This is a genomic window from Streptomyces sp. SID14515 (genome assembly GCF_010548505.1).
In the GTDB taxonomy this organism is placed as follows: Bacteria; Actinomycetota; Actinomycetes; order Streptomycetales; family Streptomycetaceae; genus Streptomyces; species Streptomyces caviscabies.
In genome coordinates, this window is record NZ_JAAGMH010000115.1 from 127,154 (window position 1) to 152,810 (window position 25,657).

Sequence of the window (25,657 nt, forward strand, 5' to 3'; positions counted from 1 at the left end):
CCGAGGCAGGGACTTCGGAAACCACCGGGGAATCTCCTTTGCAGAGGAAGGGCCGGCCGCGTGTCGGCGGATCGTTCAGGGGGTGCGGGACGCGCCTACGGGTGGGTCGCGTCGGGGAGCGTCAGGCGGTCGACGCGGTAGTCGGTCGCGCCGTCCACGCACAGGTCGGCGCAGACCCTGCCCAGCAGCGGGACGAACTTGAAGCCCCAGCCGCCGGTGGCGATCACCACGTTCTCCCCACCGTGGAACCGGCCCTTGGCCGTGCCGAGGAAGAACTGCCGCTCGGGGTCGGCCGGCAGTACGGCGAGACAGGTCTCGCGCGCCAGCGGACGCGGGTCCACCACCGGCAGATGCCGCTCGACCCACGCGCACATCCTGGCCACATGGCGCGGGTCGGGGACACCGGTCGCCTGGCCGGGATCGGCCAGCGCGTTGACCTCGAAGACCGGGCCGACCCGGACCCGGTCGGTGTCCTGCCACGCGTTGGGCGGGAATCCGTAGAACAGGTTGGTGTCCTCCTCGGTCGGCTCCTGGAAGACGAACCAGAACGGGTAGCGCGCACCGGGATCGCGCTGCCGCAGGGTCACCAGCGCCATCTCGAACACATTGAGGTCGAGCCGGGTGCCCAGCGGTTCGAGCAGCTGGTTGGCCCAGGCGCCGTTGGCCAGCACGACCTTTCCGGCCCGGCACCAGCCGCGTGAGGTGCGCAGCCGTACGCCCTCGCCGTCGGGAACCAGCTCCAGCACCGGCTCCCCCGCCCGCAGCACGCACCCCGCGGCCTCGGTCAGCCGCAGCAGGCTCTCCACCGTGGCGCGCACATCGACGGCTCCGCCGTCGGGCTGGACGAACCCCTCGAAGTGCCCGGGCAGGCCGGTGAATCCGTAGCGGCGCTCGATGTCGGCCGCGGTGAGCCACTCGTACGGGATGGAGAGGTCGTCCATGGTCCGGGCGGTGGCCGAGATCTTGCCCTCGTTGGTGGCCACGTCGACGTCGCCGAACCAGAGACTGCCGAAGGCGTGCAGGAGTTGACGCCCGCCGGCCCGTTCGAGCTCGCGCCACAGCGGCAGGGCTTCTCCGGTCAGCCGGCACAGGTCCGGCTCGGTGTACTGCAGCCGCCAGTGCCGTTCCGCGCCGCTCGTGCCGCAGTGTTCGTTGCCGAACTCGAACCGCTCGAAGACCGCCACCCGCGCGCCGCGGCGGGCGGCGTGCCATGCGGAGGCGAGCCCGACCGGGCCGCCGCCGATGACGACGATGTCGTAGTGCTCCGCTTCGATCACCGGTCCCAGCCCTCCGTCTGCCGCGCCGTTCCCGCCGCGATCGGTATGCCTCGGACCTCCTGGCGGAGGACGGTCTCCAGTCGGGACACGACCTGGTCGACCTGCCGGTCGGGCATGCCCGGGTGGCAGGGCAGGTTGACCTGTTGCTCGAACCACAGGCGCTCGGCGACCGGGCACTCTCCGGCGTCGTGGCCCCTGGCCCGCCATTCGGCGAGCAGGTGCAGGGGGAAGTAGCGCAGCTGCATCTGCACCCCGAGGGCGTCGAGCCGGGAGACCAGCCGGTCCCGCAGGAAGCCCTCGGCCGGGTCGGCGAAGAACGTGTACAGATGGTGTCCGTGCCGGACCGGCTCGGGCCCCTCGTGCATCCGGACACCGGGGTACTGCTGGAGGACCTCGGTGTAGGCGCCCGCGATATCCGCCCGTCTGCCGATCAGTCGGTCCAGTTTGGCGAGCTGTACGGTGCCCACCGCCGCGTTCGGCTCCGCGAGTGTGGCGTTCGTGCCGCCGTAGCGGATCGCCGAGCAGTCGTGGGTGAAGGCGACGCCGGGGTGCATCATCCACGGGTGGGCGCTGGTGGTCTCCCCGATGGTCCGTGCCTGCTCGCGGTAGACCGCGTCGGCGTCGTTGGACCGGATACGGTCCGCCCGTTCGGCCAGCGTCCGGTCGAACAGCGTGATCATCCCGCCCTCGCCGAGGGTGGTGATGTTCTTGCTGGAGTGGAAGCTGAAGCAGCCGATGTCGGCCAGCGCGCCCGGCTTGCGCCCCCGGTATTCCGCGCCGAGCGCGTGTGCGCAGTCCTCGATCACCGTGATGCCGTGCCGGCGGGCGATCGCCATGATGGCGTCCATGTCGCAGGGCAGACCGCCGTAGTGCACCAGGATCACGGCTCTGGTACGGCTGGTGATCAGCGATGCGAAATGCTCGGGGTCGATGTTGAGCGTGGTCGGCTCGACATCGCAGAAACGCACCTTCACCGGGTAGTTCAACAGCGGTTGCACACTGGCCTTGTAGGTCTGCGGGGTCGCTATGACCTCGTCGCCCTCATTGAGGTCGAGCAGCCGTATCGCGATCTCCAGTGCCACGGTTCCACTGGTCACCGAAAGCGCGTGCGGCACACCGAGATACTCGCGAAAACATCGCTCGAACTCTTCGCGGAATCGCCCCCCTGACAGGTTCTCACCGGATTCGACCAACCTGGTGAGCACACTGATTTCCTGCTCTCCGAGTACGGACCCGAGTTCCGGATAGGGAATCTCGTACGGGTCGCCACTGCACACCGCAGACTTACGATATTCGTCCGGCATGGCGCAACACTCTCAAATCCAGTCTCCGGCGGAAATACACCGGTTGATGTAATGCCGTTCTACTACCTCGGTGCACCGCACCGGTTCCCGCAGCGTGCGGCTAGTACCGACGTATTAGTCCATTGTCATGGCCGACAGGCGTCGATTAGCCTCGCCCTGCGCCGCCGTAACGCCATCCGGAAATCAAGGAGCCGTTGTGTCCGTGGACGTACTCAAGCAGTTGTTGCTCGATATCGGTATCGCGGAGCAGACGCTGACCGAGATCGAACCGCATACCCGGCTCCGCGCCGATCTCGGCCTGAGCTCGGTCGAGACCACCGATCTGGAGATTCAGTTGCGCGAACGATTCGGCATCAGGGTGAATCTGTGGGACAAGGTGGACTACACGGTGGAACAGTTGGCGGGCGGCATACCGGGGACGCCTCGATGAGCCTTTCCGAGGTCCGGCCGCTGGATCCGGACGTACCCGTGATCGACCGGCGGCGGGCCGAGACCTACGTGCGTGCCGGACTGTGGCGCGAGGAGCGGATCGCCGATCTGCTGCGCGCCGCGCGCCTGCGCTCCCCGGACCGCTGCGCCGTGGTGAGCGGTACGGCACGGCTGACCCACGGCGAGCTGCACACGGCCGTCACCGTGGCCGGACAGCGCCTGGAGGGGCTCGGCGTGCGCGCCGGGGACCGTGTGGTGGTGCAGCTGCCGAACTGCGCCGAATTCGTGGTTCTGGTACTGGCGTTGCTCGACATCGGAGCGCCGCCGGTACTGGTCCTGCCCGGGTTCGGCGCGTACGAACTGGACCATGTGGTGCGCGCCGCCCGGCCGGTCGCCCTCGCCGTGAGTGCCGGCGGCAGGTCGGCCGGTGGTGTGGAAACGGCCCGGCGGCTGCGGAAGGAGCACGCGGGCCTCGGGCAGGTCCTCGCTCTCAGCGACGCCACGGACGGCGATGTCGACCTCGCCGCCCTGTGCGACCCGGGTGCGCCGTGGGACGGACCGGCCGGGCCGGTCACCGCGGCGGCCCCTCGGGGCCCTGCGGCCGCCATGACCGACGCCGCGGTGTTCCTGCTGTCCGGTGGCACCACCGGCCCGCCGAAGGTGATTCCGCGGGGCAACGCGGCGTACGCGTACATGATCCGGACGGCCTGTGGGATCGCGGAGGTCTCGCGCGACTCCGTCTATCTGGCCGTGATGCCGGCCGCCCATGGATTCGTCCTCAACTGCCCCGGCGTACTGGGCACGTTGGCCCAGGGCGGCACGGTCGTGCTCGGCGACACCACCGACCCTCGGCAGGCCCTGGAGCTGATCGGGCGCGAACGGGTGACGCACTGCGCGCTCGTGCCGACGGTGGCCATGCAGTGGCTGGCCGCCGCGGACGGGACGACCGCCGATCTCGGCAGTCTGCGGGTGCTCCAGACCGGTGGCGCCCGCCCCGCTCCGGAACTGGCGGGCCGCGTCCGCCCGGTCCTGGGAGCCACGCTCCAGCAGTGCTACGGCATGAGCGAGGGCCTGCTCAGCTATACGGGTCTCGACGACCGGGAGCAGGTGATCGTCGGAACCCAGGGCCGCCCCGCTTCGCCGATGGACGAGGTGCTCATCGTGGACGAACACGGCCGCCAGGTCCCGGACGGCACCACGGGGGAACTGCTCACCCGGGGCCCCTACACCGTCGCCGGGTACTACCGGGATCCGGCCGCGACCGCGAAGGCGTTCACACCGGACGGCTTCTACCGCACGGGCGACCTGGCGACCCGGACACCCGAGGGCGATCTCGTCGTCGACGGCCGGGTGCGCGACATCATCAACCGCGGCGGCGAGAAGATCCCCGCCGAGGATCTGGAGATGTCGGTCGCCCGGCATCCGGCCGTACGCGGCTGCGCCGCCGTCGGCGCGCCGCACGAACTGTACGGCGAGATCGTCTGCCTGTACGTCGTCCCGGAGCCGGGCCGGGAACCCACGCTGCTGGAGGTGCGCCGGTTCCTCCGCGGACTGGGGCTCGCCCCCTGGAAGCTTCCCGAACTGATGCGAATCGTCGAGGAGTTGCCGACCACCGCCATCGGGAAGATCGACAAAAAGGCGCTCCGCGCCGATATCGCGCGGCGTACGGCCGTGGAGGCATAGCCCATGACCTATCGCATCGACGCGGACCTGCTCATCCCCGGCGCCGGCGAGCCCATCGCACGCGGCAGCGTCGTCCACACGGACGGCCGGATCGAGTTCGCGGGCTCGACGGCCGAACTGAGCGACGTACACCGGACGTTGGAGCCGACGCGGGTCGCCGCCCTGCTGCCCGGGCTGTGGGACTGCCATGTGCACTTCGCCGGAATCCGGGGCCGGGTCAGCACCGAGGAACTGATGCTCACCCCCGAGGCGCTGGCCGTCGCCCGCAGCGTCAAGGACGCCGAGGCGGCGCTGCGCGCGGGGTTCACCAGCCTGCGCGACATGGGCGGGCATGGCTGCGTGCTCGCGGAGGCGGTCCGGGAGGGGACGTTCACCGGGCCGAACATCTACAGCGCGAACCAGGTCATCGGGCAGACCGGCGGGCACAGCGACGCACACCGTCTGCCCTACCGCTGGGTGACCGACCCCTGCCGCAGCGGCGGTACGCTGCGCATCGCCGACGGGGTGGACGAGTGTGTACGAGCCGTGCGCCTCCAACTCCGGGCGGGCGCCGAGCTGATCAAGATCTGCACTTCGGGCGGTGTGCTGAGCGAGGTCGACAATCCGGTGCACCAGCAGTACCGCAGCGAGGAGTTGAAGGCGATCGTCTCCGAGGCCGCCCGGGCCGACCGGATCGTCGCGGCGCACTGCCACGGGCGGGCCGGCATCCTGGCCGCGATCGACGCCGGATGCCACACGGTCGAGCACGGCACGGAGATCGACGAGGAGACCGCGGACCTGATGGCCGATCGGGGCATGACACTGGTGCCCACGCGCACCATCTACGAGGCCTTCCGGCAGAACCTCGCCGCGCTGCCGCCGGCCTGGCGGGACCGCTTCGACCTCATGGCCGAGCGGCATCTCGCGGCGATCGGCATCGCGCACCGGGCCGGCGTCACCATCGCGCTCGGCACCGATCTGGGCACCAGCGACCGCAACGGCCCGCTGTCCTGGGGCGGGCACGCGAGCGAGTTCGCCCATCTGACCGAGGCGGGGCTGAGTCCGCTGGAAGCCATCACGGCCGCCACCGCCCATGGCCCCGGCACGCTCGGGCCCCGTGCGCCCCGGTCCGGCCGGCTGGCCGCCGGTCACGACGCGGACCTCCTGGCGGTGGCCGGGGATCCGCTGTCCGACATCACCGTACTGGCCGATCCGGAGCGCATCACGCACGTCTGGAAGTCCGGGGAGCTCGTGCATCGGAACTCCGCCGTTGCCGGTGGGAGCACCGCCCGGTCCGCGTGAACGGGCCGGGCGAGCGACCCGGGTGAACGGCCCGGGTGGGGCACTTCTCAGCCGGTACCGGAAGTGCCCCACGCGGCGATGAACTCCGGCATCGGCGTCACGCCCGCGTTCACCTGGGCGAACGCGTCCATGGCCTTCTGGTTCCCGGCCATGCTCTCCAGAAGGGTCTCGAACTCCGGGGAGAGGGGTTCCAGCGTGGAGACCTGGAGCGTGAAATCGTAGACGGGCCGCGCGTGCCGGTCGCGGGCCGATTGGTAGTCGGCCATCGCCGCGTCGAACGCCGTACGCCCGGACAGCGCGTCGTCCAGCGATCGGGCGCACAGCTCGGCGGAGACGAACGCGTCGCTGATGCCCTGGGCGGTGAAGAAGTCCTTGCAGTAGCCGGCGTCGCCGACCAGCGCCCAGCCGGGGCCGAAGGGCTTGCGGAAGTAGTTCGGCAGGGCCGCTCCGACTATGCGGTCCTCACGGCGCGCGTCGCGTACGCGGTCCGCCCACGCAGGCGCCAGCTCGAAATTCTTGAAGTAGTTTCCCTCGATGTCCTTCTTGATGTCACTGAATTCCGCGAACGGCCAGCACCCGCCCACCAGGGTCAGTCCGTCATGTGTCGGCCAGGCGCCGAAACTCCGGTGGGGACGGGAATGCGCCTTGAAGACACCGTCCATCTCCAGCCCGCTGAAATAGCTGTAATAGCCGACCATCAATTTCGGATGTTCGTCGTACTGCCGCGCACCCACCGCACGCGCGACCAGCGAATGCAGACCGTCCGCGCCCAGCACCACACGCGCCCGCTCGGTCACCTCCGGGCCGCCGGTCTCCCGCCCGCGCACGCCCACCACCTGGCCGGCCTCGTCGAAGACGAGCCCGGAGACCGCGAAGCCCTCACGGAGCTCGGCGCCCGCCTCCACCGCCGCGTCCACCAGCAGCTTGTCCAGGACGGTCCGGCGGGGCGCGTACGCGTACGGTTCGGCCGCCGTGCCCGGAGCGCCCGGCAGGACGAGGGAGCCGAAGTCGAACTCGTAGGTGTGGATGGGCGGACAGCCGGTGGCGACCAGCCGGTCGAGCAGACCCCAGCCACGCAGCGCGGCGACGCCCGGCGGATGTACCAGATGGGTCGACAACGTGTCGCTGGGAAAGGCCGCCCGGTCCACGACCAGAACCCGATATCCCTTCCTCGCCAACAGCATCGCGGTCGGCGAACCCGCACACCGCGCACCCACGACAATCACGTCGTAGCGGCTCTCACCCATTTCCACTCCTGCCCGCACTCATGTGATGGTCCGTCGGATGGAGGCTGTTTCGCGCAGCAGACTACGCACACCCTCAGGCATGCGGCAATGAGACTAGATCCACGGTTGTAAAACCAGGTGGCCCATCGGACGAGAGGGCGGATCTAGCCGTAGGAGTATGCGGACTTGTAGCTTGTCGACCAGGCCGACCGTCGAAAGAGAAATTCCGAGGAGTCAGGCAATGACCTCACATGCCGCATCCGCACTCGACACTTCTTGGGACAGCCCGCCGGAGGCACAAAACCTCATTCAGGAAGCCATGGAATGGCATTTCGACCCGAAAACCGGCTCACCGTTCTGGCAGGAGCAGAGCAGGAAACTGTCCTTCGATCCGCGTAAGGACGTGCGGACCGTCGAAGATCTGTCGTTGTTCCCCAACGTCGTCGACGATCTGCGCGACGCCCGCATAGAGGACCTGGTCCCCAGGGGCTACGGATCCGTCGACAGGCTGCCCACACCACCGGTGGTGGGCGAGAGCGGCGGTACGACCGGGTCGCCGAAGCGGGTGTTCGTGCTGCCGGACGTCCGGGAGCAGTCCTGGGCCTGGTACTACAACAGGCTGCTGGAGCACGGGATCGCGGCGGGCGACAGCTGGCTCGGGATCATGCCGGCCGGCCCGCACATGGCCGGCATCCTGGCCCAGGACACCGCCCAGCGCTTCGGCTCCATCTTCTTCACCGTGGACTTCGACCCCCGTTGGGCGAAGCGCGTCATCGGCCGCGGCGCCGTCGACGAGGCGAAGGCCTACATCGCCCACCTGGTCGACCAGATCGAATGGATCCTGCGGAGCCAGGACATCCGCGTCATGGTCATCACGCCGCCGCTCCTGGAGGCGGTCTGCCGACGCGATCACCTGGTGGACCTCATCAACGCGAAGGTCAACACGGTCATCTACGGCGGTACGTCGATGGATGAGGACACCCGCCAGCTGTTCCGTACCGAACTCTTCCCGCAGATCGACTTCGTCAGCATCTTCGGCAGCACGATGATCTTCTGCGCGATGCCGGAACGGCCGGGTGCGCCCGCCGAGGAGTCTCCGGTCTTCGACCCGCCGTCGCCGTTCTCCATGTTCTCGGTGATCGATCCCGACACCCGGAAGAACGTGCCGTACGGGGAGCGCGGTCAGGTCCTCACCCATCACATCACCCGGAATCTGTTCCTGCCCAACAACCTGGACCGGGACACCGGGATCCGCCACCCGCACCGCCTGGGGTACCCGGGGGACGCGGTGTCGGAGTTCAGGCCGGTGCGGGAGTTCGGCGCGGCCGCGGTGGTCGAAGGGGTCTACTGACGTGCGGAGCACATCCTCCGCGCCGGCGGGACTCCCCGCGCTCGGTGCCGCGGGGCCGTACCGGAGCCGTAACCAGGAAGTCGTCCACGACGTCCGGGGCGAGCCGGTGGCCGAACTGAGCCTGGTGCCCTGGCTGTTCGCGCAGCGGAACATCCGGGCGCTGCGCAGGGCCACGCCACCGGACCCGGAACGGCGCAGGAAGCTCCTGACCCGAGCGGGCTGGCTCTTCGCGAGCGGCGCGGTCGACGGAGTCTCCCCCGACTCCTATCACCGGAACGTGGCCGAGGTGTCGGGCATACCGATCGCCACCGTACGGCTGTTGGCCCAGCAGGTCGGCGACTACGCCGCGACCGCGTACGAGAGTGTGAGCCAGGCCCGTCCGATCGGCGCGGCGGACAGCTGGCGCGATCCGCGGACCGGACACGGCTCCGGGGTGTGGACCCGCCGCGGTGAGGTGCTGATGGTGCACGCTCCGGCCAACTCCCCCGCCGTGCACACCGCGTGGCTCGACGCCCTGGCTCTCGGATACCGGGTGGCGGTCCGTCCGTCGCAACGGGAGCCGTTCACCGCGCACCGGCTGGTCTCGGCCCTGCGCCAGGTGGGCTACGACAACGACCAGGTCGTCCTGTTGCCCACGGACCACCCGACGGCCGACCGGCTGGTAGCCGAGGCTGACGTGGCCATCGCGTTCGGCGGCGACGAGGTGGCCCACAAGTACGGGTCCAGCACCCTGGTCATGCCGTTCGGGCCCGGCAGGTCGAAGATCCTCCTCACCTCCGGCGCGGATGCGGTGCGGCATCTGGACACCATCACGGAGTCCATCGCCGGTCACGCGGGCACCGGTTGTGTGAACGCGACCGCGGTGTTCGTCGAGGGCGATCCCGAGCCCGTCGCCGAGGCCATCGCCGAACGGCTCGGCAAGCTGCCATCGCTCCCACCGGGTGACGAGCGCGCCAGGCTGCCGGTCCGCCGGGCCGAGGCCGCGCACGCCATGGACGCCTATCTGCGGGCCCGGGCGGGCGACGCGCGGCCGCTGCTGGGCGCGGAGAGCGTCGTCGACGAACTCGGCGACGGATCGGCGGTGTTGCGCCCGGCGGTGTTCCTGCTCGACCGCCAGGACGCCCCGCAGGCCCGTATCGAGATGGGCTTCCCCTGCGTATGGGTGCTGCCGTGGCGGCGGGACGGCGACCGGATGGCGCCCTTGCGCGACACCCTGTCGCTCACCGCTTTCACCGACGACGCCGGGCTCATCGAATCGCTGGTCGCCGAGCCGTCCATCGACAAGATCCATATCGGGGACCATCCGACCACCTGGACGCGGCCCGGCCTTCCGCACGAGGGATATCTCGGCGCGTTCCTCATGCGGACCAAGGCGGTCATCGTCGGCTGACGACCGGCCGGCCGCTGTCGGCTCCGGTCGACTCCTGTCAGCTCCTGTCGGCTCCGGTCGACTCCTGTCAGCTCCTGTCGGCTCCGGTCGGGCCCCCGTCAGCTCCTGTCAGCCCTCGCGCCTAGGCTGTCGTGGAAACGCGATCAAGGAGTTCGGCCGTGCGAGTAGAGCGTCACCAGGTGGGCGGAGCCGTCGTGTCGGCGGCACGCGAGGACTTCGCCGTCCGCATCGGGGGCCAGGTGCGGACCCTGTCGAAGATCGGGCGGATCGCCACCGACGCGTGGCAGTCCATCGCCGAGGAGTTCCTCGACTATCTGGGGGCGCTCTCCGTCGAGACACCCGACCTCGGTACGGCGGAGGCCCGGGCCGCGCTGAAGGACGCCTCGGAGGCCGCGGCCGGCGCGGTCTCCTATGCGGCGTACCACCCGCACTGCGGTTTCCAGGTCTTCCTGGACTATGTGAACTTCGGCATGAGCTACGGCCCGGGTGACGACGGCCCCGCGGAGAGCGTCACGCCCGGGGAGTGGATCGACGCGCTGTGCCTGGCCGCCCTCAGGGACAGGGCCGCCTTCCACGGCGAGGCCTTCCGCTTCGCCCGGGAGAAGTTCGCCGCGCGGGCGCTGGGCACGCCCGTCGGGGAGCTCGCCACCGGACTGATGGCCGTCATCCTGAACGACACCGACGACGAGGCGGAGGCGTACCCGCCGAGCGCGCAGGCCAAGCTCTCCGCCGTCGACGCGGCCCTCGACCGCGTCCGTACCCGCGCGCGGGAGAGCGGCGAGCCCCTCCTGGACCGCCCGGACAGCGCCGCGCTGCGTACGCTGCGCGCCCTGGCCGCGGAGGACCGGGAAGGGTTCGACGTCGCGCTCGCCGACCTCCTGGCCGGTCACGCCGCCGCGCACGGGCCGACGTCCTCCCCCAAGTCGCTTCTGCCGCTCGTCCCCATCGCCCTTGCCTCGTTCGCGTACCGGACGCTGGGCTGGACGCCCGCCGTCCACACCGCGTACCTGCCGCACGCGCTGGTCACCGGCTTCGAGACGCGGGGCCCCCGGGTCGCGGGGTTCGGCCGGAACCGGCGGCCGGACGCGGTCGCGGCGCTCGCCGCCGGCCCGCTGGTGGTGGACCGGCCCGCCTGCGAGCGGATCGTGGACGCACGGGTCACGGCCATGTACGAGGAACACCTCCGGGAAGCGCTCGCCCCGGCCGACGGAGCGCCGCCCGCCGGCCGGCTGCTCGCCGGTGTCCTGGGGGATCAGGAGCGTCTCTTCAAGTGGCGCGCGGGCGACCCGGGCCGGGTCACCGACGCACAGCGCGCGACCCTCGGGCTGGCTTCCCGGGTGGGGGCGGCGCTGTTCCGTATCGGCCTCGCGGAGCCGGGCGCCCAGGTCGAGGTGAGCATCGACGGACGCACCCTCCGCTGTCCGGCCGAGCGGGGCGAGGAGATCGGCGCCGGCACCTGGCAGCGGGCCGTCGCCTTCGCGCTGATCGTCGGCGCACGCGAGGACCTCGCCCCTCTCGTCCTCACCGGGCCCGTCTTCGCCCGCCCGGACGGTTCCGCCTTCGGCGCGTACCGCGAGGCCCTGCACGCCTATCTGAAGGGCGACGACCCCGAAGCGGCCACGCGGCGGGCGCTGGAGCAGACGGAGCAGGCTGTGGACTGGGGCTTCGCGATGCCGCCGGCCGTGCTGCTGTCGCAATTGGTGGAGGGCGACGAGGAGAGCTTCAACCTCGCTCTCGCCGACGCCCTCGAAGCCCACCGCGGACACTACGAGGTCGCCGACCGCGCCGACGATCCGGACGCCTCCGTCAATCTCGACGTCCTCGCCCTGGCCTGCCACGCCCGTCGGCGCGGCTGGGCGATCCGCGTCGAGTCCCCCTACCTCCCGCAGGACCTCCTGCACGCCGCCGAACCCTTCTAGGCGGTGCTCGGCACGGAGACCGGCCCACGGCTACATCGGGACGGTGGCCTCGATCATGTGCAGCGAGGAGTCCACCGGGCGGACATTCCGCACGCTCAGACCGGCCCGCTCCGCGATCCTCAGCAGCCCGGCCCGGGTGTGCTTCTGTCCGCCGATGACCAGCAGCATGCGGAGATCCATCGCGGCGGCGAGCTTCCTTCCGGGACCGTCGTCGACGAAGTTCTCCACGATGATCATCCGGGCTCCCGGCCGCGCCGCCCGCACCGCGTTGCGCAGGATCAGGACCGAATCGTCGTCGTCCACGCCCAGGATGTTCTTGAAGAGGTACGTGTCGGCCTCGACCGGGATGTCCTTCAGGCAGTCGCCGGGCACCAGCTGCACGCGGTGGGCCAGCTCACCGCCCGGGTGCAGTCGCGCATCGGCGTTCGCCACCACGTCGGGAAGGTCGAGCAGGAATCCCCGCAGGGTCGGGTGGCGTTCCAACAGCGTACCGAGCACGAGTCCTTGGCCGCCGCCGACGTCGGCGATCGTGCCGGACCCGGTCATCGGGAGCATGTCGGCGATGATGTTCGCGGACCATCGGGTCTGCTCGGTCATGGCGCGTTCGAATGTCCGCGCGGAATCCGGCCATGCGGTGTGCAGGTGCTCGTAGAACTTCCGGCCGTGCGTCCCGGTGAAGACCTCGCCTCCGGTCCGTACCGACTCGTCGAGATTCCCCCACAGTTCCCAGAGCCACGGCTCGGTGCACCACAGCACCAGATATTTGACGCTGTTCGGGGAGTCCTCGCGCAGGGCGCGTGACTTCTCGGTGTGGACGAATGAGCCGGCCGTTTTCTCCGCGAAGACACCGTAGGACGTCAGCGACCGCAGGAGCCGCTGAAGTGCGGATGGATTCGCGCCGACCGCTGTCGCGAGTTCATCGGCCGTCGCCGGCGCTTCGCCGAGTGCCTCCGGCAGGCCCAGATTCACGGCCGCGCGCACCGAAGCCGCACAGGCCGCGCTGAGCGCGTGCTCCATCAGCCCCGATACCAGGGAATCGTTCGCCGTCGCCCTGCTCGTCATCGGACACCTCTCCGCCATCTCAAGGAAGCCTGCTCGTCCGCCGTTTCGGCGTCGCGCTCACCGACTCGCCGATGAGCGCGCTCCATTCACCCCGTCAGGGTGTGAGCCGGTGTCCTTCCTGATGGCGGAGCAGCGTGCAGACATCGCGCAGCGCGGACTCCGTGCGGGCGATGTCCGCGTCCGTGAGATGGATGGAGGGTTCGAACCGGACCGAACTCCCCGCGGGCCCGACCGGCAGCACCCGTATCCGGTGCTGCCGCAGCACGTATCCCGCGACGAAGTAGCCGAGCATGCCCGATCCGGCTTTCTCCCGCAGGAGTTCGCAGGACGCGTCCGTCTGGTCCGTGAACTCCATCGCGACCATGAGGCCGATGCCTTCGACGCCGTCCACGACATCCGGGAAGTCGGCCTGGACCGAGGTGAGCATTTCCATCAGCCTGTTCCCGCGCTCGGCGGCCACCCGGTACACCCGGCCGTCGTCGGCCTCCAGCATCTCCAGCACCTTGATGGCGATGGCGGCGGAGAACCCGTCCTTCGCGAAGGTCGAGCTGTGCATGACCTCGAACTCCGGGCGGAAGCGGTCCTGGTGGAAGAGTGCCACCGAGTTCTTGGCGATTCCTCCGCCGATGCTCTTGGCCAGTGTGTAGTAGTCGCCCTGCAGACCCATGTGCGAACTGGCGAGAAACGCACCGGTCCGCCCCATGCCGCTGTGTATCTCGTCGACGATCAAGGGGCATCCGACCGCGTCGCACACCGCCCTGATCTCGCGGGCCGCCGCCTCGGTCAGTGGACGCATGCCGTTCGCGCCCTGGACGGGCTCCACGAAGAAGGCGCCGACGACCGGGAAGTCCCGCTCCACCACCCGCACCACGCCGTCGTCCACCAGGACGTCCAGCAGGCTCTCGCGAAGATCCTCGACGGCCGCCTTCATCGCTTCCGGCCGGTCCGCCGGAAGAAAGCGGGTCGAGGAGGCCAGCGAAGTGAAGGGCGCCCGCCAGTGCGGATTCTGGGTGAGCTGGACACTGGCGACCAGCTTGCCGTGAAAGGCGTTCTCCAGCGCCAGATGGACGGGCCCCTTCTCGACCAGCTCCGCGTTCCTGCGCTCGACCTCGGCGATCAGGCGCTCGAACCTCTCGGTATCGCCGCCCACCTGCCCGACCTGAACATATGCGCTCTCGGAGAGAGTCGCCCGCCCGGTCCGGATCGCCTCGCGCGCTTCCTCGATATGCCGGCTGACGCCGTCCGTGAGTTTCGCTATCCGTGCGCGGCGCTCCAGCTCCGCGTGCTTCACACATATCTCGACGGCCTCGGCCCCGCTGTTGGCGAATATCGCCGCGTAGCGACCGTCCCGGTTCGGCGTCTCCCGTCGTAATATCGCGTTCAGCACCGTGGCTATGTCATTGGCGTGCGACTGCCGGGACAGCTGGACGAACACCGGAATCTGCTGGTCCAGCACGGACTTCGCGTGTTCTGTGATGTCCGGGTCGTTGTGGCCGAAGATCAACGATCCGAATCCACACACATGATCAAGTACCGGAATTTCCTGACCGTCCTCGTCCACGAAGTACAGCGTGTTGGCTTCGGCCCGGGAATACTCGACCCCGAGCCCCACACTGCTCAGCCAGTCGTTCAGCAGGCGGTCCGCAAAGATGGGTTCACTGACTGGGCTGCTCATAACCTGCCTCAATCGCTGGTCCGTTTCGGTGGTCCCGGACTTTACAGGCGAGCATCTCCACCGGCAACAGGTCTAAATCTCCGGGCTTAATCGACTCGAACTTTCGTTTACGTCACGCACTTCCGGCATCCACGCCGGGCTACGGTGATCCGACGACCGAGGCGCGTTCAGGGCGATCAGCCACGTCCCTTGCGGACCGGACAGCAGAGATGGCGGACGAGTTCATGAAACGTGACGACAGTAATGGCGCAGCGGAAAAAGAGCCGGCTTTCCTGACACCGGCTTCCGTTCTGGTCACGCCCGACGACATCCGCTACGAGAACCTGTGCCACGCCTACAACTACCGGTTCGTCGCGAAGCCGGACTATTTCCGTCTTGTTCACTCGCCCCGGCAGGTCGAGGAGGCGGTCCGTGAAGCGGTGGCGGCCGACAAGCGGATCACCGTGCGATCACGCGGGCACTGCGGCGAGGACTTCGTGGCCGCACCCGATGTGGAGGTCATTCTGGATCTCTCCCCCATGTCCCGCGTCGACTTCGACCGGGAACGCAACGCCTTCGTCATCGAGGCCGGCGCTCCCGTGGGAAAGATGATCCATACCCTGTTCCACCACTGGGGCGTCACCGTCCCCGTCGGCTTCTGCATGGGCGTGGGAGCGGGCGGGCACATCAGCGGAGGTGGTTACGGACCGCTGTCCCGGCTGCTCGGGCTCAGCGTCGACCATCTGTACGCGGTCGAAGTGGTGGTCGTGGACCGGGACCGGAACGTGTCGACGGTGGTGGCCACGCGGGAGGAGACCGACCCGAACCGCGACCTCTGGTGGGCCCATACCGGGGGCGGCGGCGGGAACTTCGGTGTGATCACCCGGTACTGGCTGCGTTCCCCGGAGGCGTCCGGCACCGATCCGGCCGGCCTGCTGCCCCGCCCGCCGAGCGCTCTGCACATCGCGGAGGTGAGCTGGCCGTGGCACCGGCTGACCGAGGCCGGCTTCGTCCGGCTGATCGGCAACTTCATGGACTGGCAGATGGCGAACAGCACGGTCGACTCGCCGAACACCGATCTGTACGCCCTGCTCAACTGCCTGCACCGCTCGGCGGGGAACATCGCCCTGCACGCCCATCTGCCCGTGGCCTCGCCGAATCCGCACGCCCGTATGCAGGCCTTCCTCGACGCGCTCGACGCCGGTGTCGGCGTCGCCCCGACCGTCCGGCGCACGTCCCTGCCCTGGCTGGCCGCCAGCCAGTATCTGGCGGTGCCCGACACCGGACCGACGGCCATCGGGCTGCGGTGCAAGGTCAAGTCGGCGGACCTGCGCGCTCCGCACAGCACGGACCAGCTCGCGACCCTCTACCGGCATCTCACCGGGGACGACTATCAAGGAACCTATTCGGCGGTGGAATACATAGCGTACGGCGGCAAGGTGAACACCGTGCCCTCCACCGCGACGGCCATTCCACGAGGCGCCCTGCTGAAGACGTTCTACATGGTCACCTGGCAGGATCCCGCCGAGGACGACAGGCACCTGCGCTGGATCCGCGAACTGTACCGCGATGTGCATGCCGCGACGGGCGGGGTGCCGGTGCCGAACGACATCAACACCGGCGCCTACATCAACTACGCGGACATCGATCTGGCCGACCCGGAATGGAACACCTCCGACGTTCCCTGGCATGCGCTGTATTACGGCGACAACTATCCGAGGCTGCAGGAAGTCAAGGCGAAGTGGGACGCGTTGAACATCTTCCGCCACGCCTTGTCGATTACCGGTACGTCCACCGAAGCAGAAGGAATGTGAGTTCATGAAGACCGAGGCCGACGCCCGCCGCACCGTGATATCGGCGATCTTCGGGACACTGGCCACCCAGGCCGTCGGCGCTGCCGCGCGGCTGGAGCTGGCCGACCGTATCGGCGACGGCGAGGCCGACACCGCCGAACTGGCCCTGGAGTGCGGTCTGCCCGCCGAACAACTGGGCAGGCTGCTGCGCGCCCTGGCCTCGCTCGGCCTGTGCGTCGAGCCCAGCCCCGGCCGGTTCGCGCTCACCGAGTCGGGGGCGCTGCTGCGCCGCGACACCCCGGCGTCGCTGCTGGCCTTCGCCGCCTTCCTGACCCACGACGTCTTCCAGCGCAATTGGCTGAATCTTGAGGAGTCGCTGGGCACCGGCCGACCCGCTTTCGACACGCAGTTCGGCGAGCCGGTGTACGACTATCTGTCGGGCAGGCCGGAGCTGGCCGCGCTGTTCCATTCGGCCATGAGCAAGCGTCATCTGCCGCTGGAGATGGCCGCGGCCATCTCCGCGGTCCACGACCTGGGCCGGTTCCGCACGGTCGTCGATGTCGGCGGCGGTGACGGCACGCTGCTCGCCGCGTTCCTGGCCCGGTATCCGCAGCTGACGGGCACCGTGTACGAGACCGAGGCCGGGGTGGCACGGGCGCGGGAGACCATCGCCGCCGCCGGACTGGAGGACCGGTACCGCGCGGTCGCGGGAGACTTCTTCGTCGACGTACCCGGGGGCGCCGACCTGTATCTCATCAAGAACGTGGTGCTCAACTGGGACGACGACCGCGCGGGGGCGATTCTGCGCCGGGTCCGGGCGGCCATGCCCGACCACGCGAAGCTGCTCATCGCCGAGCCGGTGCTGCCCGACACGGCCGATGTGGACTCCATCAACCACGCGGCCCTGGAGAACCCGTATCTGACCGATCTGCACATGCTGGTCACCATCGGCGGCCGGCAGCGCACCCGGGCGGAGTACACCGCTCTCTGCGCCGGGGCGGGGCTGCGCGTCACCGAGGTCGTGCCGCTGGCCCAGGAGCTGAACGCGTCGCTCATCGAGGCCGTACCCGACATCGCGGCCTGACGGCGTGCGGGTCGGCGGCAGTGGCACCGGCTCACCGCCCGCCACCGCCACTGCCGCCTCCAACCGCCTCCTGCCGCCTTCCGCGGCTGATCAGGAAGGCGGGTCCTCCCGGCGCTGATGCTGCACCAGCCCCTGGCGCAGGGCGATGACCACGGCCTCCGTACGGTCCGCGACGCCGAGCTTGTGGTAGACCATGTGCAGATGGGCCTTCACCGTCTGCTCGGTGATGTGCAGAGCACGGCCGATCCGGCGGTTGGACAGGCCCTGGGCCAGCAGATGGAGCACTTCCTTCTGGCGCCGGGTGAGCGGCAGGGGTTGCTGAGCGGCGTCGGGCCGGGTGTCCCGGGCGCCGGTTTCACCGGCCGGAGCGTCCTCGGTCCGCAGAGGAGTGCGTGGCGCTCCGGCGACCGCCGACTGAGCCGGGACACCACGGGCGCCCCGGTGTCGTGGGGCGACCAGATTCATACGCGCGCGGCGTGCGACATCGCCGAGCTCCTGCAGAAGTGTCAGCACTTCGTCGATCTGGATGATGGCCGCCTGGGCCTCGTCTTCATTCTGGCGTTCCGTTAACGGCATGACATTCACACGATCAATCACCGGGTGATTCGCCTTTCGTTTGGACGACGCGTTCGAAAGAGATCTGCGCACTTCGGGGATCGCTCCGCGATGCCATGGCACGACGAATTCCGGCGACGACCGAAGGTCAATATGGTGACAATCATCCAAATGTTAATCAGGAACCTGGAGGAGATTCTTACCACGGTGTCGGCCGCCGTCAACCGGCGAAACGATTTTGCGACAATCGCCGAGCACCTTCATTTAGTCACCCTCCGGACGGAACCTTTTGACGACCGTCACGGATGATGGACCGGGGCGACCTGCCGCGGTGAGAACGCGAGAAGCAGGCCGCCGGTGGCCGGATGGGTCAGATGCGTGCAGGTGACTCCGAAGACGGTCCTGACGCGTTCGGGGGTGAGTACCTCCGCGGGCGGGCCGCCCGCGACGATCCGCCCGCGGTGCAGGACGTAGAGCCGGTCGCAGTAGGTGGCCGCGAGATTGAGATCGTGCAGCACACACAGCGTCGCACGCCCGAGATCGCGTACGAGCTCCAGGAGTTCGAGCGCCGCGTACACGTCGAGATGGTTGGTCGGTTCGTCCAGGAGAAGCAGCGGGCTCTCCTGGGCGAGCGCGCGGGCCACCAGAGCCCGCTGCCGCTCACCACCGGACAGGGTGGAGAGCCTGCGGGTGCGGTGGTCCGCCAGCCGGACCCGCTCCAGTGCGGCGGTGATCGGCGCGTCCCCGCGACCGGTGGTCGACTCGAAGGTCCGGAGCCACGGTCCGCGCCCCATGGCCACGACTTCCTCCACGGTGAAGTCGAAGTCCGGAGTGCTGTCCTGGGCGACGAGCGCGGCACGCCGGGCGACCTCGCGCTGGCCGAGCGTCGTCACATCGTCGCCGGACAGCTCGACGCGGCCGGCGAACGGATCGAGCGCGCGGTAGATCGTACGGAGCAGCGAGGTCTTGCCGCTGCCGTTGGGGCCGACGAGGCCGACGCGTTCGCCGTCCTCGACGGTCAGATCGCAGTCCGCCACGATCGGGACGGAACCGATCCGGACGCTCACACCGGACAGGGAAAGTCTCATGACGCCTCCGAGCGTCGCAGCAGCCACAGGAAGACCGGCGCGCCGAGCACGGCGGTGACGATCCCGATGGGTAGTTCCTCGGGGCGGACGAGAACCCGGCAGAGCACATCGACGACGACCAGGTAGACCGCGCCGACCAGCATCGCGATGGGGAGCAGCCGGCGGTGGTCCGGGCCGACGACCAGGCGTACGAGATGGGGAACGATGAGTCCCACGAAGCCGATTCCGCCGGACACGGCGACCAGGACGCCGGTCAGGAGGGAGGCGGTGACCAGGAGGCGGATGCGGACGCGGTGCACGGATACGCCGAGCGAGAGCGCCGCGTCGTCACCGGCCGCGAGTGCGTTGAGGGTCCGGGTCCGCAGCATCAGATGGACGCCGACGACCAGCACGGCCGCCGCCGGCACCGCCAGGTTCGACCACGACGACTCCGACAGGGAGCCCAGCAGCCAGAACAGCACCGAGTGCGCCGCGTCGGCGTTGCCGCTCCGGAAGATGACGAAGCTGGTGGCTCCGCTGAACAGATAGGAGAGGGTCACCCCGGCGAGGATCAGCCGGCTCGGGACGACCCGGCCCGCGCGGCGCGACAGTCCGAGGACCGCGGCCATCGCCACGAGCGCTCCGGCGAAGGCCGCGGCCGACGTCGACAGGCCTGCCACCGCCGCCGATCCGAGGGTGATCGCGATGGAGGCCATCAGCCCGGCGCCCGCGGAGACGCCGAGCACATAGGGGTCGGCGAGCGGATTGCGGACGGTCGCCTGCAGCGTGACACCGACGACGGCGAGCCCGGCGCCGACGGCGGCGGCCAGCAGAACGCGCGGCAGCCGCAGGTTCCACACGATCTGGTCGTCCATGACACTCGCGGGCGTCCCGGCGCCGATCAGATGGCCGCCGATGACCTTGGTGACGGTCTCCAGCCGCACCCCGACGGATCCCACGGACACGGCCACGCAGACCGTGACGAGGAGGAGGACGAACAGCAGCGGTGCGACGACGGCCAGGGAGACATGCCGGCCGCCGCGCCGTGGAGTCGGCCGGCCGCCGCCCTGCGAGGGCCCTTCGTCACCGGTGACGGTGGTGGCGGGTGATTGCTTGTGCATCGCGGACCTTACTGGGAGCGGGACGTGCTCGGGTGCAGGAAGCTCGCTATCTCGGTGACGCCCGCCACCGGCCGCGTACTGCCGCGCGCCCCGGTCTTGGCCGCGTCGATGACGAGGACCCGGCCTTCCTTGACCGCGTCGACGGTGGGGAAGGTGCGGTTCAGGAACGCGACCGCGTCGTTCCGGCCCTTCGTCGTCGCCGTGAAGTTGTCCACGATGATGGCCCGGGGGTTGCGGGCGACGATCTGTTCGGCGCTGACCGGGGCGAACTGCCCTGGCAGATCGGCGAAGACGTTCTTGCCGCCCGCCCGTTCGAGCACGTCGTTCGCGAGGCCGCCCGTGGTCACATAGAGCTGGCCGGCGACCTGGGAGATCTCGGCGACCTCGCTCCTGGGCTGCTGGGCGGTCCGCCGGCGTACGTCGTCGAGGCTGCCGCGCAGCTTGTCCCGCAAGGCCTTCGCGCGAGCCTCCACGCCGAAGACCGTGCCGAGTTGGCCGATGTCGGCGTCGAGCGCGTCGAGCCCGGAGGTGTCCGCGCTCAGGTCCGCCGCGCAACCGCCGCCGACCACATAGGTGGCGATGCCCAGCTTCTTCAGTTCGGCGATGCTCGGACTGCCCAGTTTGCCGGAGACCTTCTCGACCTGATCGGTGATCAGGAGATCGGGCTTGGCCGCGATCAGCGCCTCGACGCTCGGATTACGCGTCCCGAGGCTCGGCAGATCCGCGAGGCGCTCCTTCAACTCGGGCGCGGGGGCGGACTCGCCGCGGGTCTTGGCGACGATCCGGTCGCCGACGTCCAACGCGAACAGGGTGTCGGCGATGGCGTCCGTGGTGATCGCCACGCGCTTCGGCACCCGGTCGAGCTCGACGGTGCGACTACAGGACTCGAAGGTGATCCCGCTCGCCGCGCTCTGTTGGCGCGGGCCCGTGTCGGCGCCTGAGCACCCGGTCGCTCCGAGAGCCGTGAGCGCGACGAGGGCGCCGAGCGCGGCCCGGGGCCGGTGCGGAGCAGCGCGTGGCCGGATGCTCGCTGACGGGTGGTCACCATGCGGCTGGAACATGAAGAGCGGTTCCCTTCGGTAGCGGTCGCGAGGGGTATCTCCGGGCGCTGCGCGCATTATTGAATGAGCCTCAGTCGCCATGTTAGGGTACCCTAATGAAACCATCAACATCGCAGACTCCGGGGCTGGCGGGACCCGGCGCCTTACTGCGCCTGCTCGCTCCGATCCGGACCCAACTCGTCATCTGCGCGGTCCTGTCGAGCCTGAGTGCGGCGGCGGGCATCGTGCCCTACATCGCCGTCGCCGAGATCGCCCGGCTCATGCTCGACAACCCCGCGGAGTCGCACACCGCGATCTGGACCTGGGTCGGCATCGGCGCCGCGGGCGGCGGCGCCTGGCTCGTCCTGTTCGTGCAGTCCTCCCGCGTGGGGCACTACGCGGACGCGGCGATCCTGCACGACGTGCGCGTGCAGATCGTGACCCACCTCGGCAAGCTGCCCCTCGGCTGGTTCCGCGCCGCGGGCTCGGGCAAGGTCAAGCGAGCGATGACGGGTGACCTGGAGGAGATGCACGAGGTCATCGCGCACGCCCTGGGGCAGTTGGTCGGGGCGACCACGGTGATGGTCGTCGCGACGGGCTATCTGCTCTTCGTCGATGTCCGCATGGCGTTCGTCGTGCTGGGCGTGCTGTTGCTGATGGGGATCTTCTTCCGTATCTCGATGCGATCCATGACGGCCCATATGAACCGGCTGGTCGCCGCCGACGCGCGCATCAGCGCCGCCAGCGTCGAGTACGCCGACGGGATCCAGGTGGTCAAGACGTTCGGCACCGGGGGCCGGGTCCTGCGCCGCTTCGACGACGCCGTGGACGAGCACACCCAGGCGTTCGCGGCCTGGGTCGCCGAGGTGCGCCACAGCTCGGCGGCTTCGCGGCTGTTCGGCTCGGAGATGGCCGTGCTCACCGCCGTGGCGGCCGTCGGCCTGTTCCTCGTCGACCGCGGCTCGCTGGGCGTCGCAGACCTGGTGGCGTTCCTGGTCGTCGCCATCGGACTGCCCAACTCCATTCTCCCCGCCGTGACCGCCGCCCAGGGAGTGCGCAAGGGCCGGATGGGCGCGGCCAACATCGAGCGGCTGCTGGCCCGTACGCCGCTGCCCGAGCCCGCGGAGCCGCAGCTGCCCGGTGGCCACGGCGTCGAGTTCGACCGGGTCTCCTTCTCCTACGACGGGGTGACCAACGCGGTCGAGGAGATCAGCGCCGTCTGTCCGCCCGGCCGGGTGACCGCGATCGTGGGCCCGTCGGGCGCCGGCAAGACGACCCTCGCCAGCCTGCTGCCGCGCTTCTACGAGGTGACGGAGGGCTCGCTCCGGATCGGCGGGGTGGACGTACGCGCCATCCCGTCCGCGAAGCTGCTGGCGTCGATGTCCCTGGTCTTCCAGGATGTCGCCCTGCTGCGCGACAGCGTGGCGGAGAACATCCGCATCGGCCGGCCCGGCGCGAGCGACGCCGAGGTCCGCGCGGCGGCGGAGGCGGCGCACATCCACGAGGTGATCGAGAGCATGCCCGACGGGTACGACACGCTGCTCGACGCGGGCGGCGGCAGTCTGTCCGGCGGTGAGCGGCAGCGGCTGACGATCGCGCGGGCGATCCTCTCCGGGGCGCCGATCGTCGTCCTGGACGAGGCGACGGCCGCGCTGGACGCCGACAGCGAGTCGGCGGTCCAGGAGGCGCTGGCCAACCTCGCGGTGGGCAAGACCGTGATCGTGATCGCCCACCGGCTGCACACCATCGCGGGCGCCGCCCAGATCCTCGTACTGGAGAACGGCCGGCTGGTCGAACAGGGCCGCCACGAAGAACTGCTCGCGCGCGACGGGCTGTACGCCCGGATGTGGGCCGCACAGGAAGGGGTGCTCGCGTGATCCGCCGCCTTTACCGGCTCTGGCCCAACCCGAAGCTGCTGGCCCGGCTGTGGCTGCTCACCGCGGGGCAGGCCGTCCTGCAGGGCCTGCTGCTGGCGCTGCTCATCCCGATCCTGGACGCCGTCGTGCGCCCCGAACCGGACGTCGGAGCGGCCACCCCGTGGCTGGTGCTCGGCGCGGTCGGCGCGGTGCTGTACGCGGTGCTGAGCATCGTCGCCACCCCGGTGGGCTTCGCGGCGGCGGGCGCGCTCGCGGCCCAGCTGCGGCGGCGGTTGATGCACCATGTGAGCACGCTGACGCTGGGCTGGTTCACCGCCGAGCACAAGGCCCGGCTCGCCCGCGGGGTGACCGCGGACGTGGGCAGCGCCGCGCATCTGGCCGTGACCATCGGCGGGCCCGTGATCACCTCGACCCTGCTGCCCGCGACGGTCGTGGTCGTGACGTTCACGGTCGACTGGCGGATGGCGCTGCTGCTGTGCGCGATCGCGCTGGTCGCCTACATCGCCCTGCAACGGGCCGCGCGGATCTCCGAGATCGCCGAGATCGAGCTGGAGCGAGCGGCGGCCGGGGTCGCCAGCCGGGCGATCGAGCTCGGCCAGGCCCAGCCGGTCCTGCGGGCGGCCGGCCACGCCGAGGGCACACCCCGGATGCGCGCCGCGCTGGAGGACCACCGCGAGACCTATCGGGAGGGCATGCGCCGCGCGCGGCAGCCGTTCTTCGTCTACACCGGTGTGATCATGGCCGGATTCGTCGCAGTGCTCGCACTGACCGCCGAGCTCATGCTCAGCGGGCGCATCGACGCCGCCAAGGCGATCGTGCTGCTCGTGCTGGCCGCCCGCTTCCTGGAGCCGCTCGGCAACCTCATCGAACTCATCGGCGCCCTGCGCGCGTTGCGCAACCAGATCGCGCGGATCGAGGAGCTGCTGTCCACTCCCGCGCTGCCGGTTCCGGCCGAGCCGGTGCGCCGGATCGCCGAGGCCGACGTCGAGTTCTCGAACGTCACCTTCACCTACCCGGGCGGCGACACCCCCGCCCTCAAGGAGGTGTCCCTGCACTGCCCGCCGGGCACCACCACCGCCCTGGTCGGGCCCTCGGGGTCCGGGAAGACGACGGCGACCCGGCTCATCGCCCGGTTCTTCGACATCGATTCGGGAGAGCTGCGCGTCGGTGGCGTCGACGTACGCGAACTCGACCCGGCCACCTTGCTCGACGAGATCGCCATCGTCTTCCAGGACGTCTATCTCTTCGACGACACCATCGAGGACAACCTGCGCCTGGCGCGCCCCGAGGCGACCTGGGAGGAGTTGCAGGAGGCGGCCACCGCGGCGCGGCTCGACGAGGTGATCGAGCGGCTGCCCGCCGGCTGGCAGACCCGGGTGGGCGAGGGCGGCGCGCAGTTGTCGGGCGGCGAACGCCAGCGCGTCGCGATCGCCCGGGCGATGCTCAAGCGGGCTCGTATCGTCCTCGTCGACGAGGCCAGCTCCGCTCTCGACCCGGAGAACGAGGCCGCGATCACCCGGGCCATCGCCAACCTCGGCGCCGACCCCGGCCGTACGGTGATCGTGATCGCCCATCGCCCCGCCACCCTGGCCGCCGCGGATCATGTGGTCGCGCTCGACGGGGGCCGGGTCGTGGAGACGGGCACGCGGGAGGAACTGCTGCTCACGGGTGGCACGTTCGCGCGCCTGAGCTCACAGTACGAGCAGGCACGTCACTGGCGGATCGCCGATGTGAGTTCCTGACCGGCGGTACCGGTACCGGTCACGGACCCGCTCCGCTGTCGGCGATCCGCACCCGAGGGTCGTCGGCAGCCCGGCTCGGGCCTCGTCGCTCAGGCCTCGGTGCTCGGGCCTCGTCGCTCAGGCCTCGGTGCGCAGATAGCGGTGTGCGAGGTCGGTGATGTCGGCGATGAGCTCGTCGGCCAGCCGGTCGATGTCCTCGGCTTCGTGATGCAGCAGCGTGTGGGTGGCCCCGTACCAGGCGCTGTAGATCAGATTCGCCGCCATCGCGGGGTTCGGGGCGTCCGCCGGCGGGTTCGGACGCTCGGTGATGAGGCGCCGGAACGCTTCGACATGCGCGTTCTCCGGGCTGACCTGAATCTCCGTCGTGGCGTTGATGGGAGTGTGGCCGTACAACACGTCGTGCAGTTCGGCGTGTTCCACATAGACGCGGACCGCGTCGCTGAGCCAGGCGTCCACGCGTCCGACCCAGTCGTCGGCGGGCAGTCTCCGCACCGCCTCGTCCTGTCGCTCGACCAGTCGGTCGATGAACCGGGCCTGTACGGCGAGCATGAGGTCGCGTTTGGAGCTGAAGTGCAGATAGAAGGTGCCGATCGCGACACCCGCGCGCTCCGTGATCTCATCGATCCGAGCAGCGTCGATCCCCCGCTCGGCGAACACCCTCTCGGCCGCGTCCATGAGGTCGGCGCGCCGCTCCTCGGCGGGTTTGGTTCGCGGGCGGCCAGGGGTAGCTCGGCGGCGCACACTCATTTCACGGATTCTACGTGGTGGGCATGGGCCGGACACCGGTGGGGTGACACCCCTC

20 protein-coding genes are annotated in these 25,657 nt (G+C 69.8%); 10 read left to right on the forward strand and 10 right to left on the reverse strand.

Annotation, left to right across the window (positions count from 1 at the left end; genetic code table 11):
* Nucleotides 1-95: 95 nt before the first annotated feature.
* Together G3I54_RS27390 and G3I54_RS27395 are read right to left on the reverse strand one after the other, a co-directional pair.
* Nucleotides 96-1,277 (reverse strand): FAD-dependent oxidoreductase, encoded by a 1,182-nt coding sequence (locus tag G3I54_RS27390; protein ID WP_164618143.1) that lies wholly within the window; start codon nucleotides 1,275-1,277, stop codon nucleotides 96-98.
* Nucleotides 1,274-2,581 carry a DegT/DnrJ/EryC1/StrS family aminotransferase gene (locus tag G3I54_RS27395; RefSeq protein WP_164618145.1) on the reverse strand — a complete coding sequence of 436 codons (1,308 nt, stop codon included), beginning with the start codon at nucleotides 2,579-2,581 and terminating at the stop codon, nucleotides 1,274-1,276. Before G3I54_RS27395 ends, G3I54_RS27390 begins: the two co-directional genes overlap by 4 nt.
* Before the next feature lie 202 nt (nucleotides 2,582-2,783).
* On the opposite strand from G3I54_RS27395, the gene G3I54_RS27400 reads away from it, so the two are divergent.
* From G3I54_RS27400 to G3I54_RS27410, 3 genes are read left to right on the forward strand one after another with little or no spacing between them, the layout of a single operon-like run.
* Nucleotides 2,784-3,011, forward strand: a complete 228-nt coding sequence (locus G3I54_RS27400; RefSeq protein ID WP_343240431.1) for a phosphopantetheine-binding protein — start codon at nucleotides 2,784-2,786, stop codon at nucleotides 3,009-3,011.
* Nucleotides 3,008-4,693 carry an AMP-binding protein gene (locus G3I54_RS27405; RefSeq protein WP_164618149.1) on the forward strand — a complete coding sequence of 562 codons (1,686 nt, stop codon included), beginning with the start codon at nucleotides 3,008-3,010 and terminating at the stop codon, nucleotides 4,691-4,693. Before G3I54_RS27400 ends, G3I54_RS27405 begins: the two co-directional genes overlap by 4 nt.
* 3 nt (nucleotides 4,694-4,696) lie before the next feature.
* On the forward strand, nucleotides 4,697-5,974 hold the full coding sequence (locus tag G3I54_RS27410) for an amidohydrolase family protein (RefSeq protein WP_164618151.1): 1,278 nt from the start codon (nucleotides 4,697-4,699) through the stop codon (nucleotides 5,972-5,974).
* A 47-nt stretch (nucleotides 5,975-6,021) separates the two neighbouring features.
* Here G3I54_RS27410 and G3I54_RS27415 read toward each other — a convergent pair whose 3' ends face one another.
* Nucleotides 6,022-7,221 (reverse strand): NAD(P)/FAD-dependent oxidoreductase, encoded by a 1,200-nt coding sequence (locus G3I54_RS27415; RefSeq protein WP_164618153.1) that lies wholly within the window; start codon nucleotides 7,219-7,221, stop codon nucleotides 6,022-6,024.
* Nucleotides 7,222-7,519: 298 nt separating this feature from the next.
* Here G3I54_RS27415 and G3I54_RS27420 point away from each other — a divergent pair, with 298 nt between their 5' ends.
* From G3I54_RS27420 to G3I54_RS27430, 3 genes are all read left to right on the forward strand, one after another.
* Complete coding sequence (locus G3I54_RS27420; RefSeq protein ID WP_239144592.1) at nucleotides 7,520-8,551, forward strand: phenazine antibiotic biosynthesis protein; 1,032 nt, start codon at nucleotides 7,520-7,522, stop codon at nucleotides 8,549-8,551.
* A 1-nt stretch (nucleotide 8,552) separates the two neighbouring features.
* Nucleotides 8,553-9,941 carry an aldehyde dehydrogenase family protein gene (locus tag G3I54_RS27425; RefSeq protein ID WP_164618157.1) on the forward strand — a complete coding sequence of 463 codons (1,389 nt, stop codon included), beginning with the start codon at nucleotides 8,553-8,555 and terminating at the stop codon, nucleotides 9,939-9,941.
* Nucleotides 9,942-10,099: 158 nt separating this feature from the next.
* Nucleotides 10,100-11,860 carry an Imm49 family immunity protein gene (locus G3I54_RS27430; RefSeq protein ID WP_343240432.1) on the forward strand — a complete coding sequence of 587 codons (1,761 nt, stop codon included), beginning with the start codon at nucleotides 10,100-10,102 and terminating at the stop codon, nucleotides 11,858-11,860.
* Nucleotides 11,861-11,890: 30 nt separating this feature from the next.
* On the opposite strand, the gene G3I54_RS27435 is transcribed toward G3I54_RS27430, so the two are convergent.
* Both G3I54_RS27435 and G3I54_RS27440 read right to left on the reverse strand, forming a co-directional pair.
* The gene (locus G3I54_RS27435) at nucleotides 11,891-12,922 is read right to left on the reverse strand and encodes a methyltransferase (RefSeq protein WP_164618159.1); all 1,032 of its coding nucleotides are present in this window, start codon (nucleotides 12,920-12,922) and stop codon (nucleotides 11,891-11,893) included.
* 94 nt (nucleotides 12,923-13,016) lie between these two features.
* The gene (locus G3I54_RS27440) at nucleotides 13,017-14,597 is read right to left on the reverse strand and encodes an aminotransferase class III-fold pyridoxal phosphate-dependent enzyme (protein ID WP_164618161.1); all 1,581 of its coding nucleotides are present in this window, start codon (nucleotides 14,595-14,597) and stop codon (nucleotides 13,017-13,019) included.
* 224 nt (nucleotides 14,598-14,821) lie between these two features.
* On the opposite strand from G3I54_RS27440, the gene G3I54_RS27445 reads away from it, so the two are divergent.
* Nucleotides 14,822-16,390 carry a BBE domain-containing protein gene (locus tag G3I54_RS27445; RefSeq protein WP_164618163.1) on the forward strand — a complete coding sequence of 523 codons (1,569 nt, stop codon included), beginning with the start codon at nucleotides 14,822-14,824 and terminating at the stop codon, nucleotides 16,388-16,390.
* A gap of 4 nt (nucleotides 16,391-16,394) precedes the next feature.
* Nucleotides 16,395-17,453 (forward strand): methyltransferase, encoded by a 1,059-nt coding sequence (locus G3I54_RS27450; protein WP_164618165.1) that lies wholly within the window; start codon nucleotides 16,395-16,397, stop codon nucleotides 17,451-17,453.
* Between the two features lie 90 nt (nucleotides 17,454-17,543).
* On the opposite strand, the gene G3I54_RS27455 is transcribed toward G3I54_RS27450, so the two are convergent.
* The 4 genes from G3I54_RS27455 to G3I54_RS27470 form a co-directional block, all read right to left on the reverse strand.
* Complete coding sequence (locus G3I54_RS27455; protein WP_343240433.1) at nucleotides 17,544-18,101, reverse strand: response regulator transcription factor; 558 nt, start codon at nucleotides 18,099-18,101, stop codon at nucleotides 17,544-17,546.
* A 206-nt stretch (nucleotides 18,102-18,307) separates the two neighbouring features.
* Nucleotides 18,308-19,096 (reverse strand): ABC transporter ATP-binding protein, encoded by a 789-nt coding sequence (locus G3I54_RS27460; protein ID WP_164618167.1) that lies wholly within the window; start codon nucleotides 19,094-19,096, stop codon nucleotides 18,308-18,310.
* A complete protein-coding gene (locus G3I54_RS27465; RefSeq protein ID WP_164618171.1) occupies nucleotides 19,093-20,196 on the reverse strand; it encodes an iron ABC transporter permease in 1,104 nt (367 codons plus the stop codon). The genes G3I54_RS27460 and G3I54_RS27465 overlap by 4 nt, the downstream gene beginning before the upstream one ends.
* Before the next feature lie 8 nt (nucleotides 20,197-20,204).
* On the reverse strand, nucleotides 20,205-21,257 hold the full coding sequence (locus G3I54_RS27470) for an ABC transporter substrate-binding protein (protein ID WP_164618173.1): 1,053 nt from the start codon (nucleotides 21,255-21,257) through the stop codon (nucleotides 20,205-20,207).
* A gap of 95 nt (nucleotides 21,258-21,352) precedes the next feature.
* On the opposite strand from G3I54_RS27470, the gene G3I54_RS27475 reads away from it, so the two are divergent.
* The gene (locus G3I54_RS27475) at nucleotides 21,353-23,113 is read left to right on the forward strand and encodes an ABC transporter ATP-binding protein (protein WP_164618176.1); all 1,761 of its coding nucleotides are present in this window, start codon (nucleotides 21,353-21,355) and stop codon (nucleotides 23,111-23,113) included.
* Complete coding sequence (locus G3I54_RS27480; protein WP_164618178.1) at nucleotides 23,110-24,855, forward strand: ABC transporter ATP-binding protein; 1,746 nt, start codon at nucleotides 23,110-23,112, stop codon at nucleotides 24,853-24,855. The genes G3I54_RS27475 and G3I54_RS27480 overlap by 4 nt, the downstream gene beginning before the upstream one ends.
* 117 nt (nucleotides 24,856-24,972) lie before the next feature.
* On the opposite strand, the gene G3I54_RS27485 is transcribed toward G3I54_RS27480, so the two are convergent.
* The gene (locus G3I54_RS27485) at nucleotides 24,973-25,602 is read right to left on the reverse strand and encodes a TetR/AcrR family transcriptional regulator (protein ID WP_164618180.1); all 630 of its coding nucleotides are present in this window, start codon (nucleotides 25,600-25,602) and stop codon (nucleotides 24,973-24,975) included.
* Nucleotides 25,603-25,657 lie beyond the last annotated feature (55 nt).